At 75.1% G+C, this 16,799-nt stretch carries 12 protein-coding genes; 9 read left to right on the top strand and 3 right to left on the bottom strand.

Going from position 1 to position 16,799, the window contains the following annotated elements; genetic code table 11:
- Positions 1-81 precede the first annotated feature (81 nt).
- Together IE255_RS29790 and IE255_RS29785 are read left to right on the top strand one after the other, a co-directional pair.
- Positions 82-1,143: an adenosine deaminase gene (locus tag IE255_RS29790; RefSeq protein ID WP_267974821.1), complete on the top strand. Its 1,062-nt coding sequence runs from the start codon at positions 82-84 to the stop codon at positions 1,141-1,143.
- A complete protein-coding gene (locus IE255_RS29785; RefSeq protein ID WP_229906642.1) occupies positions 1,140-1,886 on the top strand; it encodes a glycerophosphodiester phosphodiesterase in 747 nt (248 codons plus the stop codon). The genes IE255_RS29790 and IE255_RS29785 overlap by 4 nt, the downstream gene beginning before the upstream one ends.
- Here the strand turns inward: IE255_RS29785 and IE255_RS29780 are convergent.
- Together IE255_RS29780 and IE255_RS29775 are read right to left on the bottom strand one after the other, a co-directional pair.
- Positions 1,831-3,462: an RNA polymerase sigma factor gene (locus tag IE255_RS29780; protein WP_190053480.1), complete on the bottom strand. Its 1,632-nt coding sequence runs from the start codon at positions 3,460-3,462 to the stop codon at positions 1,831-1,833. The two genes, IE255_RS29785 and IE255_RS29780, sit on opposite strands and share 56 nt — an antisense overlap.
- Before the next feature lie 192 nt (positions 3,463-3,654).
- Positions 3,655-6,477 (bottom strand): LuxR C-terminal-related transcriptional regulator, encoded by a 2,823-nt coding sequence (locus IE255_RS29775; protein WP_190053479.1) that lies wholly within the window; start codon positions 6,475-6,477, stop codon positions 3,655-3,657.
- A gap of 313 nt (positions 6,478-6,790) precedes the next feature.
- On the opposite strand from IE255_RS29775, the gene IE255_RS29770 reads away from it, so the two are divergent.
- The 3 genes from IE255_RS29770 (at position 6,791) to IE255_RS29760 (ending at position 10,459) form a co-directional block, all read left to right on the top strand.
- Positions 6,791-7,459 (top strand): helix-turn-helix transcriptional regulator, encoded by a 669-nt coding sequence (locus tag IE255_RS29770; protein WP_190053478.1) that lies wholly within the window; start codon positions 6,791-6,793, stop codon positions 7,457-7,459.
- 178 nt (positions 7,460-7,637) lie between these two features.
- Positions 7,638-8,327 (top strand): Pvc16 family protein, encoded by a 690-nt coding sequence (locus IE255_RS29765; RefSeq protein WP_190053477.1) that lies wholly within the window; start codon positions 7,638-7,640, stop codon positions 8,325-8,327.
- A 128-nt stretch (positions 8,328-8,455) separates the two neighbouring features.
- On the top strand, positions 8,456-10,459 hold the full coding sequence (locus IE255_RS29760; protein WP_190053550.1) for an ATP-binding protein: 2,004 nt from the start codon (positions 8,456-8,458) through the stop codon (positions 10,457-10,459).
- A 24-nt stretch (positions 10,460-10,483) separates the two neighbouring features.
- Here IE255_RS29760 and IE255_RS29755 read toward each other — a convergent pair whose 3' ends face one another.
- On the bottom strand, positions 10,484-11,896 hold the full coding sequence (locus IE255_RS29755) for an RICIN domain-containing protein (protein WP_190053476.1): 1,413 nt from the start codon (positions 11,894-11,896) through the stop codon (positions 10,484-10,486).
- A gap of 214 nt (positions 11,897-12,110) precedes the next feature.
- Between IE255_RS29755 and IE255_RS29750 the strand changes: the two genes are divergently transcribed.
- Genes IE255_RS29750 through IE255_RS29735 form a run of 4 tightly spaced genes read left to right on the top strand, consistent with a single transcriptional unit; the run spans position 12,111 to position 14,832 of the window.
- Complete coding sequence (locus tag IE255_RS29750) at positions 12,111-13,685, top strand: phage tail sheath family protein (RefSeq protein WP_190053475.1); 1,575 nt, start codon at positions 12,111-12,113, stop codon at positions 13,683-13,685.
- A gap of 60 nt (positions 13,686-13,745) precedes the next feature.
- Positions 13,746-14,189: a phage tail protein gene (locus IE255_RS29745; protein WP_190053474.1), complete on the top strand. Its 444-nt coding sequence runs from the start codon at positions 13,746-13,748 to the stop codon at positions 14,187-14,189.
- Positions 14,189-14,677, top strand: coding sequence for a hypothetical protein (locus IE255_RS29740; RefSeq protein WP_190053473.1), 489 nt, complete (start codon positions 14,189-14,191; stop codon positions 14,675-14,677). Before IE255_RS29745 ends, IE255_RS29740 begins: the two co-directional genes overlap by 1 nt.
- Positions 14,674-14,832 carry a DUF6760 family protein gene (locus IE255_RS29735; RefSeq protein WP_190053472.1) on the top strand — a complete coding sequence of 53 codons (159 nt, stop codon included), beginning with the start codon at positions 14,674-14,676 and terminating at the stop codon, positions 14,830-14,832. The genes IE255_RS29740 and IE255_RS29735 overlap by 4 nt, the downstream gene beginning before the upstream one ends.
- The last annotated feature ends 1,967 nt before the right edge of the window (positions 14,833-16,799 follow it).

Genomic DNA, 16,799 nt, shown 5'->3' with positions numbered 1-16,799 from the left:
GAAGCCCGAGTCACCGATCAGCCGATCACCCGCGCCCCGCCCGCCACGCGCCGGCCCAGGGCGCCGTTCCGGGGAGGAACCTTGACCCAGCATCTCGTCGACGCCCGCGCCCCGCGCGACCTCACGGCGTTCATCGCGGAACTGCCCAAGGCCGAACTGCATGTGCACCACGTGGGCTCCGCCTCCCCCCGGATCGTGTCCGAGCTGGCCGCCCGGCACCCCGACTCCAAGGTCCCGACCGACCCCGGGGCCCTGGTCGACTACTTCACGTTCACCGACTTCGCGCACTTCATCGAGGTGTACCTGTCGGTCGTCGACCTGATCCGCACCCCGGAGGACGTCCGGTTGCTGACCTACGAGGTGGCCCGGGACCTGGCCCGGCAGCAGGTGCGGTACGCCGAGCTGACCATCACGCCGTTCTCCTCCACCCGCCGCGGCATCGACGAGCGGGCCTTCATGGACGCGATCGAGGACGCCCGCAAGGCCGCCGAGGCCGAGTTCGGGACCGTGCTGCGCTGGTGCTTCGACATCCCCGGCGAGGCGGGCCTCGAAGCCGCCGAGGAGACCACCCGGCTCGCCACGGACGACCGGCTGCGCCCGGAGGGCCTGGTCTCCTTCGGGCTCGGCGGGCCGGAGGTCGGCGTGCCGCGACCGCAGTTCAAGCCGTACTTCGACCGGGCCATCGCGGCCGGGCTGCACTCCGTACCGCACGCCGGTGAGACCACCGGCCCGGAGACGGTGTGGGACGCCCTGACGCATCTGCGGGCCGAGCGCATCGGGCACGGCACCAGCTCCGCGCGGGACCCGAAGCTGCTCGCGCACCTCGCCGAGCACCGGATCCCGCTGGAGGTGTGCCCGACCTCCAACATCGCCACGCGCGCGGTCAGCACCCTCGACGAGCACCCGGTCAAGGAGTTCGTGAAGGCCGGGGTCGTCGTCACGATCAACTCCGACGACCCGCCCATGTTCGGCACGGACCTCGACAACGAGTACGCGGTCGCCGCCCGGCTCCTCGACCTCGACGAGCGGGGCCTGGCCGACCTGGCGAAGAACGCCGTCGACGCGTCCTTCCTGGACGCGGCGGGCAAGGCCCGGATCAAGGGCGAGATCGACACGTACACCGCGGGGTGGCTCGACCGGTGACGTCCACGCCACAGCAGCCCGGGCGGCCCGTGACCGCCGTGGCCCACCGGGGCGACCCCTACCGGGTCCGCGAGAACACCGTCGCCTCGCTGCGCTCCGCGCTCGGCCGGGGCGCGGACGCGGTGGAGATCGACGTACGGCTCACCCGGGACGGCGTGCCGGTGCTGCTGCACGACGCGACGCTCAAGCGGCTCTGGGAGCACGAGCGGCCGGTGCTCGCGCTGTCCTTCGATGAGGTGCGTGGGCTGACCGGCGGCGGGGTGCCGACCCTGGCGGAGGCCCTGGCCGCGACCGACGGGCACCGGGTGATGGTCGACCTGCCCGGCTCGCCCGACGTGCGGGCGGTGCGCCGGGTCATGGACGCCGTACGGGAGGCCGGGGCGGCGGACCGCGCCTATTACTGCGCGGGCGCCGACGCCATGCTCGCCGTGCGCGCGGCGGATCCGGACGCCGAGATCGCGCTCACCTGGACGACCCTGGCGCCGCCGCGGCCCGTGCTGCTGGAGGCGATCCGCCCGCGCTGGCTCAACTACCGGTTCTCGCTGGTGGACCGCCCCCTCGCCGACCGCGTCCACCGCGACGGCTACCTGCTGTCCGTGTGGACCCCCGACACCCGCCGCTCCATGCGACGGCTCCTGGCCGCGGGGGTGGACTCCATCACGACCAACCGCGTCGACATGCTGTGCGCTACACGCGCGAGCGCTGCGGCACCGTCGCCGGATCGGCCGGGGTCGCGCGTGTGACGTACTGCGGCACCGGCGCGCTGTCCGTGCCGGTGTCGCGGACGAGGCCGTAGCGGACGGCGCCCTGGTCGGGCCCCTCGTTGATGTCCTTGTCCACGGCCTGCCAGCTCGACGGGAAGACGGTCAGGCCGTAGTCGCAGCCCCGTTCGTTCTGGGTGAGGGTGACGGTGCCGTCGACGTAGAAGTACTCGTTCTGCCACATCTGCTGGGTGCCGGGCGGCAGCACCGCGTATCCGATGTCGGGGCCGCCCATGCCGGTGGCGTAGCCGTTCGAGGCGCCGGGCAGCGGGTCGTCCATGCGGCGCCAGCCGCCGGACGCGACGTGGAACAGCTTGCCCTTCAGGCCGGTCCAGGTGGGCATGACCAGTGCGCCGGGCCGGGAGTGCGGCGAGATCTGCCAGCGGACCAGGACATAGCCCTGGCCGCTCAGCGTCACGCTGTCGCCACGGTGCTGCATGACGGCCCTCGGTCCGCCGGTGCTGGTGAGGCCGGACTCGGGGCGGCGCGGCAGGGCGGCGGGCCGGGCGTTCGGATCGGGGGCGCGGTCGACGGCGTCGACGACCGTGCCGTAGAGGTCGGCCTTCTGCGTCGGCGACGGGGAGGGCGTGGGGGCGGGCGCGGCGGACGGCGGCGGTTGCGGGGCGGCCGTCGCCGTGGGGGTGACCGCGGCCCGGGGCGGTGGGGCGTCGGGTGGCTGGGTGACGACGTAGGTGCCGCCCGCCACGATCGTCGCGCCCGCCGTCATCGCGACGGCCGGTTTGGTGAGCGCGCCCAGCAGCTTGGCGGACCAGCCGGCCGATGTGGCGGCCACGGCCGTCTTGCCGCCGAAGGCGAGCGACAGCGTGAATCCGACGGGCAGCGGGACGAGCGCGATGCCGACCAGGAGGCGTTCGGCCGGTACGACGGACTCGCGGGTGTCGCCGCAGTAGCCGCAGCCGCGGATGTGCCGGGCGAGCCGCTTGCGCCACACCGAGTCGGGCCTGCCGTTCCAGCGGCCGGTCAGCTCGCGCAGGTCGGGGCAGGCGCCGTCCAGGGCGCGGACGATGCCGCGCGAGGTCTCCAGGCGCTCCTTCATCCGCTGGACGCGCACGGCGGCGTGCTGCCGGGTGATGCCGACGGCGGCGGCCAGCTCGCGCCGGGTCAGTTCGCCCGCGACCTCCAGCCACCACAGGGACAGCAGCTGCCGGTCCTCGTCGTCCAGCCACCGCGCGGCCTCGGCGACCTCGCGCCGCTGGCCCTCCAGCTGGAGCCGCAGCACGGTCAGTTCGGCGAAGTCGGAGGCGGCCGTCTCCTCCAGCCGGTCCGGGGTCCGCCGCCGGGCCCGGTCCCGGATCTGCCGCATGGCGATCGCCACCAGCCAGGACCGGAAGCTGTCCGGGTCGCGCAGCGAGCCGAGGTTGCCGACCGCGCGCAGCATGGTCTCCTGGACGACGTCGTCGACGTCGGCGTGGCCGTTCAGGGCCCGGCCCACGATGTTGTAGACCAGCGGCAGCCAGCCCGCGACCAGCTCGTCCAGCGCCTGCCGGTCGCCGGACTGCGCCGCCGTGATGGTGGCGCGCCAGTGCTGACTGTCCACGGTGGCCTCTCGACGCCTGGGTTCACTGATGTTCCGCACGCACCCTCTCAGCCGGTCCCGGGTTCCTCGCTATGTCGGGGATCACAAGGTGGAGACGGCGTGAAGGGACGGCGATAACACTTTTTGCGCGTCGGCAACACTTGTTGCACGTCAGCAACGCTTTTCTTGCGCGCCGGCGCCCTGTGGGCCTCCTCAGACGCGGCTCGGCCGGTCCCCGCTCAGCGCCTGTCCCAGCTCGCCCCGCCGCCGTATGCCCAGCTTCTTGTACGCGCTGGTCAGATGGGTCTCGACGGTGCGCCTGGCGAGGTGCAGCAGACCGGCGATCTCGGCGTTCGTCCGGCCGCCGGCGGCCAGCTGGGCGATGCGCAGCTCGCTGCCGGTGAGGGCGCCGGAGCCGGTGCGGGCGGTGCCGGTGCGACGGGCGCCGCCCTCGCGCAGGGCGTCCTCGGCGAGCGTCCGCAGCCGCACCGCGCCCAGGCGTTCGGCGCGTTCGGCGGCGGTGCGCAGGCAGTCCCGGGCCCGGGCGCGCTCCCCGGCGGCGGTCAGCTGCCGGCCCTGCGCGAGGAGCGCGGCCACCAGCTCCGGCTCCGTGGCGGGCGGCGCGTCCGTGAGGAGCCGTACGGCCTCCTCCGCCAGCTCCAGGCCGCGGCGGCCGCCGGTGACCGTGGCGAGCACCCGCAGGGCGCGGCCCACCGTGCGGGGCGTGCCCCACACCCGGGCCAGGCGCAGCTCCTCCTCGGCCAGCGCGAGCGCCTCCTGGGGGCTGCCGAGGGCCAGCCGGCATTCCGCGGCGGCGGACCGCCACGGCGTGACGACCGGGCTGACCACGTCGCGGGCCGTCTGGCGGCGGCCGCACTCCAGGAAGTCGTGCAGGGCCCCGGCCGGGTCGCCCGCGGCGGCGCGCTGCACGCCCCGCGCGTACAGGAACCGGTTCAGCTCCCAGTTGTCGGGCGCCGCCCCCAGGTCGAAGCCGTCCGCCAGGCGCCGGGCCTCGGCGGGGCGCCCGGTCTCCACGAGGGCGATCAGGGTGGTGGCGTGCACGTTGGAGGGCCCGTCGGCGGGCGCGGGGGGTTCGGCCGGCAGCAGCGTGAACTCGCCGCGCGCGGCGGCGATGTCGGCCCGCGTGTTGAGCAGCGCGGCGTGCATCGGGTGCAGCAGGTCGGGGCGCTGGCCGGCCAGGCCGCGCTCCACGAGGCGGTCGGCCTCGTCGAGTTCGTCGGCCCACTGGGCGACCGCGGCGGCCGTGCCCAGCAGGAAGGGCTCGGTCAGCGGGTGGGCCGGTTCGGCGAGCAGCGCGCGCACCTGCCGCATCGCGTCGTGTGCCGAGGTCAGGGCGGCGGTGGCCGCGTACCGCACGAGCAGCGCCCGGGGCGCCGGGCCGACGAGTTCCGGTGAGCGCTCGGCGGTCTCGCACAGGCAGCGGTACACGTCCCGGCGGACCGTCTGGTCCTGGTCGGACAGCAGGGCGGAGGCGGTCCGCAGGGCCGCGCTCAGGTCGGGGTGGCCGGCGAGCTGCCCGTCCACCGTGCGCAGCACCTCGACGGCGGCCCGGGCCCGGCCGCGTCCGGCCAGCGCGGTGCCGAGGGCGACGGCCGCGCGCACCCGGTCCTGGGGGGTGCCGTGCAGCCGCAGCGCCTCGGTGAGCCGGGGGATCCCGGCCGAGGAGTCCCGGCCCGCGCACTCCAGGGAGCCCAGTTCGGTCAGGACCCGCTGGCGCTGGTCATCGGGCAGCGGCTCGTCCAGGGCCCGGCGCAGGAACGCGACGGCGTCGTCGCAGCGGCCGTCGCGCAGGGCGAGGGAGGCGGCGTCCCGCAGCACGGCCGGGGTCCAGGCGGCGCCCACGGGGCCGGAGAGCAGCAGATGCCGGGCCACGGTCCGGGTGGGGGCGCCGCGGTGCAGCAGCGCCTCGGCGGCGGACCGGTGCACCGCGCGCCGCCGGGCGGCGGGGACGCCGGTGAGTACGGCGTCGCGCAGCAGCGGGTGGGCGAAGCGGGGGCGGCCGTCCGGGCCGGGGCGGAGCAGTCCGAGCCCGGTCATCGCGGTGAGCCAGCCCGCCACCCGGGCCGGGTCGGCACCGGCGAGCTCGGCCGGCAGGCCGGCCGGGTCCGCGCCGGGGTCGGCGCCGCCCGGCGCGGATCCCTGCTGGTCCCAGGCCTCTTCGAGGGCGGCGAGCACCCGTGCCACCTCCGTCGTGCCGGGCCCGGCGCTGTCCAGCCACCACCGCACGGCGGCCGGATACGACGCCTGGTAGAGCGCGGCCGAGGTCTCCGGCAGCTCCGGGTACGCGGCGAGGCCGTCGTGCTGCCCGGGCGCGCCCAGGTCGTCGAGGAGGGCCCGCAGCAGCAGCGGGCTGCCCGCGCCGGCCCGGACACAGCTGTCGACCCACGCCGCGGGGGCCTGCGGGTACTCGGCGCGGACCAGACCGGCGGCCGAGTCCGCGGTGAGCGGGGCGAGGGTGAGGGTGTCGACGAGGGCGGGCGGGAGGGTGTGGGCGAAGCCGGGGGCGGGCGGGTCGATGTCGTACTGGGTGCGTTCGGTGACGGCCAGCAGGACCGGCAGGGGTAATCGGTCCACGTGCCGTGCGGCCTCGACCAGCCAGCGGTACGAGGGGCCGTCGGCCAGGTGGACGTCGTCCACGGCGAGCAGCAGCGGGGACTGGTCGGCGTACGCGGGCAGGACCCGCCACGGCAGGGCTGCCTCGTCGCGTCCGCCGCCCGCCGGACCTGGCTGTTCCAGGCCGGGTAAGGGGCCGAGGAGTTGGCGCACTGTCGCGAAGGGCACGGCCGTGCAGCCCGGTGCGCAGCGCGCGCGCAGCACCCGCACGCCCTGGGCGGCGGCGGCCTCGGCCGCGGCCTCCAGGACGCTGGTCCGGCCGGTGCCGGTGGCGCCGCGCAGCAGGACGACGCCGCCCGTTCCGGACCGGGCGCGCGCGATGCCGGCCGCCAGCAGGGCGGCGGCTTCGCGGTGTTCGTCGGGCTGGTGACGCTGGGGCCGCTGGTGCTGCGGATCGGGCATCCTGCCTCCTTGCTCGGACGTGATGTCGTCCCCCGATTCGAGACGGCCGGTGGGCGGGGCCGGTGCTGTGACAACCGACACGCCGACGGGGTCCGGCGCCGGTGGAGCCGGGCGGGCCGTCACGTCTTGGTCGCCGCAGGATCGTTCGCGGTCCCGCCGGGGCCGGTCTCGTGGTGTGCTTGGGGGCCGATCTCGTGGTGCTGCTCGTGGTGCTCCACGATTGCGCCGGTCCCGCCCGTCCCAGAAATGTGAGGGGTGCACTTCCGCCACCCCTCCCACCGGGGTGGCGCGCACGTGGACTTGGGGGAAACGGTTGCTCAGCTCAGCGCGGACCACACGCCCCGGCACGGCCGGCTCCGCGGCTCGGATCCCCGTGGCGGTGCACGCCTCGGACCCGATCTCCCGCGAGGGAGCGGTCAGCCAGCTGCGCCGGTTCCCGGAGATCGACCTCCGGGAGGAGACCGAGTCCGGTCCCGGCACGGTGGCCCTGCTCATCGACGACGTCCTCGACGACACGGCGCTGGCCCGGCTGCGGCGGCTGGTGCGCGGCGAGGGAGCGCGGGCGGTGCTCGTCGTGGGCGCCCTGCGGGAGGCGGAGCTGCTCGATGTGATCGAGTGCGGGGTCGGTGCCATCGTGTGGCGGCGGGAGGCCACCGCGGGCCGGCTGGTGCAGGCCGTGCTCGCCGCCGCCCGCGGCGACGGTGACCTGCCCGCCGACCTGCTCGGCCGGCTCATCGACCAGGTGGGCACCCTGCACCGCGGCGCCGCCGGCCGCCCCGGCGTTCCGGCCTCGGGGATGACACCGCGTGAGGTGGACGTGCTGCGGCTGGTCGCCGAGGGGCTCGACACCGGTGAGATCGCCAGCAAGCTGTCCTACTCCGAACGCACCGTCAAGAACGTGATGCACGGGCTGACCACACGCCTGCACTTGCGCAACCGGGCGCACGCCGTGGCCCACGCCCTGCGGGAAGGCTACATCTGACCGAACAGGCACCCGAATTCGCCCCGGCGGGCAGCGGGTTCTGCCCCGCCGCCCGCCCCGGCGCCCCTGCGGGCACGGGCCGGACGGAGGGCAGGATCGGGTCCGGAGGGCAGGACCGGGTGCTGCGGCGGGTGACGCGCGGGGACGGGCACGGCAGGGCGGAAGCGGGAGCGCATCGGTGATCCACGAAGTGGACGAGGTCCTCAAGGGCCTCCTCAGCGGCGGCGCGCTGGCCGGCTCCGGCATCGACGTCGCCCTCGACGCCCCGACCCGCGACTGGGCCGCCCGCCGCAACGCGCCCACGATCAACGCCTACCTGTACGACATCCGGGAGGACGTCAACCGCCGCCAGCGGGGCCACGTCCCGGTCCACGACGACCGGGACGTCATCGTCAGGCGCCGTCAGCCGCCGCGCTGGTTCCGGCTGTCCTACCTGGTGACGGCCTGGACGAAACAGCCGCAGGACGAACACCGGCTGCTGTCCGCCGTGCTGGCCACGCTGATCCCGCGCGAGCTGCTGCCGCCCTCCGAACTGCCGGGGTCCCTCGCCGCGCTGGGCCTGACGATCCCGGTGTCGGTGGCGGGCATCCAGACCGAGTCGCGCTCCCTCGCGGAGATCTGGTCCGCGCTCGGCGGCGAGCTCAAGCCCTCCCTCGACCTCGTGATCACCGCGCCCTTCCCGGCCTACCCCGAATACGACGCCGGGCCGCCGGTCACCGAGGGCGCGGCGGTCCGCGTGCGGTCCCTGGACGGCACCCCGCCCGGGGCGGAGGAACGCGGCCACGGCCCCCGGCAGGTGGCGACGGCCCGGGAGGCCCGGGAGGCGGCGCGCCACGCCCGCGGACGGGGACGGAACCCGGCGACGTGACCACGCGGACCCCGGACCCCGAGGCGACGTCCCCGCCCCGGAGCGACGTGCCCCCGCAGACTCCGGACCCCGAGGCGACATCCCCGCCCCGGAGCGACGTGCCCCCGCAGACCCCCGGCCCCGAGACGATGTCCCCGCCCCGGGGCGGTCCGTCCGGGTCCGGCCCGGCCGACGCGCTCCTCGCCCGCCTCGCCGAGCTGCGGGACCGGGTCGCCCTGCTGGTCGGGCACCGCTCCGCCGACGACCCCACGGCCGGTGACCCGCTGCGCGGCCTGTACCTCTCTCAGGAGGCCGTACGGCATCTGCTGCGACCGGCCGAGCCGCTGCCGCTCGCCCGCCCGGTCCCCGGCGGGCCGCCCGGGGACCGGCTGGCCGGGCTCTCCGCGCGGCTGGGCCTGACCGAGCTCGACACCGCGCTGCTGCTCATCGCCCTCGCCCCCGACCTGGACCGCGGCTTCGAGCCGTTGTACGGCTATCTCAACGACGACGTGAGCAGGCGCCGGGCCACCGTCGCCCTCGCCCTCGACCTGTGCGGCGTCCCCGTCCACCTGGCCGGGGCGCGGGCCCGGCTGCACCCCACGGCCCCGCTGTCCGCGCTCGGCCTGCTCTGCGTGGAGGAACCCGAACGGCCCTTCCTCGGCCGCTCGTTGCGGGTGCCGGACCGGCTCGTGGCGCATCTGCTCGGCGACGACACCCCCGACGCGGCGCTCGCCGGGCACCTGCATCCGCTGCCCCCGCCGGACACCGTCCCCGGCGACGACGACGAGGAGTTCGCCCGCTTCGTCCACCGGCTGGCGGCCCGGCTCACCGCCGGACGGCCGTTCACCGGGTATCTCCGCGAGCGCCGCGAGGGCGACGGACTCCCCTGCGTCACCGCCGCCCTGCACGCCGCGGGCGTCGCGGCCGTGCGCTTCTCGGGCCCCGAGGACCGCGTCCCGGACCTGGTGCGCGAGGCCCGGCTGAGCGGGCGCGCGGTCGTGGTCACCGGGCTCCCGGACCACCCGGGGCCGCTCTTCCGGCAGTTGGCCGCGGCGGCCGACGTCCCCGTGCTGGTCACCGGGACGCGCGCCTACGACCCCCAGTGGTGCGAGCAGGACCCGCTCGTCCTGGACGCTCCCCCGCGGCGCGCGGGCGCGGTGCGCGCCTGGTCGGCCGCCCTGGGCGGGGAACCGGACTTCGACCTGGCGGCCGCCGTCGCCCCCTACCGCCTCGCCGGTGACCACCTCACCCGGGCCGCCCGCGCGGCGCGCGTCCTCGCCGAGTTCGAGGGGACCGCGCTCTCCCCCGCCCATCTGCGCCTCGCCGCCCGCCGGCAGTCCGCCTCGGGCCTGGAGCAGCACGCCCGCCGGATCCGGCCCGCCGTGGACTGGCGGGACCTCGTCCTGCCCGAGGGACCCCTGACCCAGCTGCGGGAACTCGCCCTGCGCGCCCGGCACCGCGACCGGGTGCTCGGCGACTGGCGGCTCAGCGCGGGCGGCGGCCGCGGGCGCGGGGTCCTCGCCCTGTTCGCGGGCGACTCCGGCACCGGCAAGACGCTCTCGGCGGAGGTGGTCGCGGCCGACCTCGGCCTCGACCTCTACGTGATCCAGCTGTCGTCCGTGGTCGACAAGTACGTCGGCGAGACCGAGAAGAACCTCGAACGCGTCTTCACCGAGGCCGACCGCACCGACGCGGTGCTCCTCTTCGACGAGGCCGACGCCGTCTTCGGCAAGCGGTCCGAGGTGAAGGACGCGCACGACCGGTACGCCAACCTGGAGAGCGCCTACCTGCTCCAGCGGCTGGAGTCCTTCGACGGCATCGCGCTGCTCACCACCAACCTGCGCGCCAACATCGACGAGGCGTTCACCCGGCGCCTGGACCTGGTCGTGGACTTCCCGTTCCCGGACGCCGGGCAGCGCCTCGCGCTGTGGCGGCACAGCCTGTCCCACGTGCCCGGCGCGGACGGCATCGCACTCGACGCGCTGGCCGCCGGCTTCGAGCTGGCGGGCGGCTCCATCCGCAGCGCCGTCGTGACCGCCGCGTACCTGGCCGCCGGCCGCGGGGACCGGGTCACCGCGGCCGACCTCCTGGAGGGGGCGCGCCGCGAGTACCGCAAGGCCGGCCGCCTGGTGCCGGGGGAAGGCACCTGGTAGCGGCCGGCCCGCGGCGCGGGGGCCTCAGCCCTCCGACGGGCGGACGATCAGCCATTCCTGGTCGTCCGTGTTGGAGCAGTCGAAGAGGGTGAGGTCGGCATCGTCGCCCCCGGTGCTGTAGCCGGAGACGTCCAGGCACTTGTTGTTGCTGGCGAAGTTGCGGATCCAGTAGGCGCCGCTGTCCTGCTTGTCGAGCCACCACAGCTGGTTGTCGCCGGTCGTGCCGTCGCAGGGGAACTCCGTGATCGGGGACGTCACGGCAGCCGCGCCCAGGTCCGGCAGGTCCATGCACAGCTGGTCCTTGGCATTGCGGATCTGGAAGAGCGCGCTGCCGCCCGGCCCCTTCTCCGGGTACTTCACCTCGAGGTTCCACAGCTGGTTGTCCTGCGCCGTCTCGTCGCAGGTGAACTGGCGTACGGGGCCGTCGGGCTGGCCCTCCTCATAGCCCGGCAGGTCCGCGCACTTGTCGGTGGTGGTGTTGCGCAGCAGGACGTTCTCCGCCGGCACCACGGGCTTCGGGGGCTTCTTGGTCTGCTCGGGGGCGCCGCCGCCCCCGCCGTCGCCCTGCCCGGCACCGGCCTCCGGCTCCGGCGGAGTCGGCGAGGGCGGTGGCGGGGCCGAGCTGAGGGCCGGAGTGGGGGTCGGGGAGGGGGCGAGTGTGCTGCCGGCCTCGACGGCCCCCGGGGTGGCCTTGCTGGTGACCGCGGGCCTGTAGGCGAGCCACAGCATGACGAAGGTGAGCGCGAGGGCGAAGAACACCCCGAAGAAGGTTGCCAGCCAGCGCGGCAGGAACCCGCGCTGGACGAACGTCCCCTCCACGGGCAGGGCCGCGGCACCGGACCGCTGCACGCTGAGCGTGTAGGGCCGCTGCTCCTTCGATCCGAACCAGATGATGTCCTTCGGCTTGAGCGTGGCCTTGACGAAGGCGGCCCGGCCCGGCTCGATCTGGACGTTGGCCGGGTGGAGGTCGTACGACAGCTCGTCGCCGTTGTCACTGCCGCTGAGGGAGGCGGTCAGCCGGGTGTTGCCGACGTTGTCGACCGCGAGCCGGGGCCGCCCCCGGAACCGCCCCTTGACCGTGGGCGGCACCAGTTCCGCCCGCACCTCCGTGAACGGGGTGATGGTCAGGTTCCCCTCGGGAACGGTCGTCGCCTCGGGGTGCTCGGTGGGCGTGATCCGTACCGCGTACGGGTTCGGCCCCGCGGTGGCGTCCGGCGTACGCGGGGGCGCGAACGTCAGCTCCACCGTGCCGGTCGTCCCGGGGTACAGGCGCAGGGACGCCGGCTCGACCGTCGTCCAGGGGGCGACGGGGCCGACCGGTTCGAAGCGGTACTCGTCGACGACGTCACCGGTGTTGCGCAAGCGCAGCCGGACGCGCGTCACGCCGCCCGGGTCGACGGTCGCGGAGGCGGGTTCCAGGGAGGTCCACAGGCTCACGCCGTCACGCTAGGGGCGGGCGCCGGGGCCGGGCAGGGCCGAAGGGGCAGTTCCGGGGGCAGGCGTGCCGTACGGGAGGGCGTACCGGCCCGGCGGGCTGCCCTTGGGGGCAGTGGAGTTGCCCTCGGCGCGGCACCGGAGGCCGTTCCGGGCGGCGCGCTGCGCGCCCGAGGGTGGGAAGCGTTCCTGACTCGTACCCCGAGGAGAGCAGAGCATGCCGTCCTACCTGTCGCCCGGCGTCTACGTCGAGGAGGTGGCCAGCGGCTCGCGCCCGATCGAGGGGGTGGGGACCTCGGTGGCGGCCTTCGTCGGACTCGCGCCGACCGGTCCGCTGAACGAGCCGACGCTGGTGACCAACTGGACGCAGTACGTGGCGGCCTTCGGTGAGTTCACCGACGGGTACTACCTCGCCCACTCCGTCTACGGCTTCTTCAACAACGGCGGTTCCGCCGCGTACGTCGTGCGGGTGGGCGGCTCCCCCGAGGGCGCCGCCGAGGCGGACCAGGGTCCCGCCGCCGTCACCGGCCGCTCGGACGCCCCGGCCGCGCTGCCCGCGGGCGAGCCCCGGCAGCTCGGCACGTTCAGCGTCACCGCCGTCGGCCAGGGTGATCTGAGCGTCGAGGTCGCCGACGCGGAGGGCGAGGGTCCCGCGGAGCGGTTCAGGCTGATCGTCAAGGACGGCGGGAAGCCCGTCGAGACGTTCGACGTGAGCGCCAAGAAGGGCGGCCGCAACTACGTCGTCACGCAGGTCAAGGAGCGTTCCAAGCTCATCGCCGTCGCCGAGGCCGCGCCGGCCGCGCAGCTGGCCCGCCCGGAGAACCAGACGGTGGCCCTGGCGGCCCCGCCGGCCGCTCCCGCCGGGAACCCGGACGCCTCGCACCCCGGCCCGGCCCAGTACCTCGGCGACTCCGCCGACCGCACCGGCTTCGGCGGTCTGGAGGCCGTCGACGAGATCTCCATGGTCGCGGTGCCCGACCTGATGGCCGCCTACCAGCGCGGCGCGATCGACCTGGAGGCCGTCAAGGCGGTCCAGCTCGGGCTGATCGCGCACTGCGAGCTGATGGGCGACCGGGTCGCCGTGATCGACCCGCCGCCGGGCATGAACGCCCGCCAGATCCGGGTCTGGCGCCAGGAGACGGCCGGCTACGACTCCAAGTACGCGGCCCTGTACTACCCCTGGATCAAGACCTTCGACCCGGCCACCGGCCAGGCCCGGCTGGTGCCGCCGAGCGGCCACGTCGCCGGCATCTGGGCCCGCAGCGACTCCGAGCGCGGTGTGCACAAGGCGCCCGCCAACGAGGTCGTGCGCGGCGCGGTGGACCTGGAGACCCAGATCACCCGCGGCGAGCAGGACCTGCTCAACCCGATCGGGGTCAACTGCATCCGCGCGTTCCCCGGCCGCGGCATCCGCGTCTGGGGCGCCCGCACCCTCTCCTCCGACCCGGCCTGGCGCTACCTCAACATCCGCCGGTACTTCAACTACCTGGAGGAGTCGATCCTGATCGGCACCCAGTGGGTGGTATTCGAGCCGAACGACCACAACCTGTGGGCCCGGATCCGCCGCAACATCTCGGCGTTCCTGGTCAACGAGTGGCGCGGCGGCGCGCTCTTCGGGCAGCGGCCCGAGGAGGCCTACTACGTCAAGTGCGACGAGGAGACCAACCCGCCCGAGTCGGTCGACCTCGGCCGGGTCGTGTGCGAGATCGGCATCGCGCCCGTCAAGCCCGCCGAGTTCGTGATCTTCCGGCTGGCCCAGTTCTCCAGCGGCAGCGGGGAGCTGGAGGAGTAGCCCGCCCGGCCCCCACCGCCGTACGTCCCTCACGACCTCCCTCACAAGGACAGCCAACTCATGAGTCTCCAGCCGGGTGACGCCCTCACCTCACACAACTTCGGCCTCCAGATCGACGGTGTGATGGTCGAGTACCTCGCCGAGGTCAGCGGCCTCACCCTCGAACAGGACGTCATCACCTACCAGCAGAACACCGCGCAGGGCAGGGCCGAGGTGGCGCTGCTGCCGGGCGTGCAGAAGAACGGGCAGTGCACCGTCGTGCGCGGCATGACCCAGTCGGCGTCGTTCACCCAGTGGATCAACGACTCCATCGCCGGGCGGATGGCCACGGCCCGCAAGAACGCCTCGATCATCATGATGGACTTCGAGGACAACCCGGTGAAGCGGTACAACCTGCGCAACGCCTGGTGCAGCAAGATCGACACGAGCACGGTGAAGGCCGGTGAGGCCGCCGCTCTCACGGAGACCGTCACCATCGTGTTCGAAGAACTGGTCATCGAGTAATGCGGCGTACGGCTGCGAAGGCCGGCGGCGCCGTCCTGCACTCCGGTGCGGACGCCGCCGCGGCCGTGCCGGAGGCGGGGGCGGAGGCCGGAGCGGACGCGGCGCCGCAGCAGGAGGCGCTGCGTACCGAGTTCCCCTTCCAGCTGCCGCGCGGCTACGTCGACGAGTCGGGCACCGTCCACCGGGACGGCGTGATGCGCCTGTCGACGGCGCGGGACGAACTCGTGCCGCTGCGCGACGTGCGGGTCCAGGAGAACCCGGCGTACCTGTCGGTCGTCCTGCTCGGGCGGGTCATCACCCGCCTGGGCACGCTGCCGATGGTGCACGACGGGATCGTGGAGAACATGTTCGCCTCCGATCTGGCGTTCCTCCAGGACTTCTACCGCCAGATCAACGCGGAGGGCCACACCCGCGCGGCCGTGGAGTGCCCGCACTGCGCGGAGCCCTTCGAAGTGGAACTCGGCGGGAGCCGCCTGGGGGAATCGTGACGTACGCGACCGACCGGCTGCACGAGGAGATCGCGTACGTCGCCTACCACTTCCACTGGAGCATGGACGAGATCCTGGACCTGGAACACCACGACCGCCGCCGCTTCACGGAGCAGATCGCGTCCCTGGTCACGCGCGCCGGGGCGGAGGGCTGAACGATGGGGTTCCTGGACCGGCTGCGGCGCCGGACTAACGAGGACGGGACGGCTACGGCGGCTACGGCAGTCTCGGCGGTTGCTGGCGCGGGGCCGGGTGTCGGCGATGTAGGAGCTGCGGGTGGGGCGGGGCCTGTGGTGACCGCTTCCTGGTCGAAGGTGCCGCCGATCCAGCGTGCCCTCGCGCCGGGGCAGCGGGCCGGGGTCGCGGACGCCGGGTTCGGCGGGCGGCTGCCGACGTGGCAGAACCCGTCCTTCACGTGTACGGCGTCCCACACGGTCCTGGACGGGCAGTCGAGCGCCCTGCTCGGCGACGCGCCGCGCCCGTCATCGGCCCGGCCGGTGTCCGGCCTCGAACGCCCCGTTGGCGCCTTGCCGTTGGCCGGCCCGGAGCCGGTACCGCAGCGGCCCCCGGCGGTACCGCTGCGGGCGATTCCGCCGAGGGGGCCGGGGGTGGACGGTACGACCTCTGCTTCTCCTGCGGTGGGAGTTGTGGGCAGAAGTTCGGTGGTGGGTGGTCTGCGGGGCGCCGGGAGGGGGGCTGTCGTACAGCGGGCGGCGAGTGGGGGGCGGGCGGCTTCGACGGGAGCTGCGTCGGCGTCGGCGTCGGGTGGGGCGCCAGGAGCGGGGCGGGGAGCGGCGTCGGTCGGGGCGCCGGGTGCGTCGCGGGGAGCGGCGCCGGGCACGCCGCCGGGAGTATCGCGGGGAGCGGCGTCGGGTACGTCGCCAGGAGCAGCCCGGACAGCGACGTCCGGCGCGCCCTCGGGCATGACGCCAGCAGCATCCCGGGCAACGGCGCCGGGCACGCCCTCGGGGGGCATGACGCCGGGAGCATCGCGGGGAGCAGCGTCGGGTACGCCGCCAAGAGCAGCCCGGGCAGCAACGTCGGGCACGCCCTCGGACATACCGCCAGCAGCATCCCGGGCAACGGCGCCCGGCATAACACCGGGAACATCGCGGGCAACGGCATCGGATACGTCGCCAGGAGCAGCCCGGACAGCGACGCCGGGCACACCCTCGGACATGCCGCCAGCAGCATCCCGGGCAACGGCGCCCGGCACGCCGCCAGAAGCTTCCCGGGAAGCACACTCGGGCGCGACACCGAGACCACCCCGGGCAACAGCGCAGGGCACGCCGCCCGCGACACCAGGAGCACCCCCGGCACCGGCGGCCATCGCCGCGCCCGTCGCTTCGTCGGCGGCGGGGCGTGTGGTGAGGCCCGTGGCCTCCCCGGGCCGTGCGGACGGCTCGGGGACCCGTGCGGGCTCCGCACCGGCTCGGACCGGCACGCCGTCGGCCACGCCCACGCGCCCGAATCCGCGGACGGACACGGGCGGCTCGGCTCCCGCGCGTGGGCCGGTGCCCCCGACGACCCCTGTCGCAGCAGCACAAGGACTCTCCTCGGCGTCACCACGTACCGCAGCCGTGGTGCCGTCGCCCCCGCCCACGCCCACGCCCACGCCCACGCGGGAAACGGCCTCACCGCCGCCCGTCTCAGGCCTCCGAGTGACCCCCGCGCCGGCGAACCCGTCGTCCCGGCCGGCGTCCCTGACCAAGGCTCGGGCCGCAGCCGGGGCGGTACAGCGGCGGACACTGCCTGCGACGCGCCGGGCCGCCAGGCCCGAGGGCCCGGTGGAGAACACGGGCGTCGAAGAAGCCGCCCCAGTGCAGCGGACCGCCCTCCCGCCCGCCGGCACTCCAACGACCGGCCCGATGCAGGGCTCCCAGAGCACGAAACCCGACGTCAGTGGCGCCGCAGTGCAGCGCATGGCGGCTCCGTCCCACGGCAACCCGGCGACCGACTCCACCAAGGGGCCCGAGCGCACCGACCCCGGCAACCTCGGCACCCCGGCGCATCCGGCAGCCCCCGTCCAGCGCGATGTGGGGCACCACCACGGCCAGGTCACCCCGGGCCGTGGCGACGTACCGCCCCCTACCCCCGGCCGAACCCCACCCGGCCCTACGGC

The sequence above is a fragment of the Streptomyces lomondensis genome (assembly GCF_014651035.1).
GTDB lineage: Bacteria > Actinomycetota > Actinomycetes > Streptomycetales > Streptomycetaceae > Streptomyces > Streptomyces lomondensis.
The sequence above is the reverse complement of the archived record's forward strand: the minus strand, read 5'-3'. Positions and strand labels throughout refer to the sequence as shown.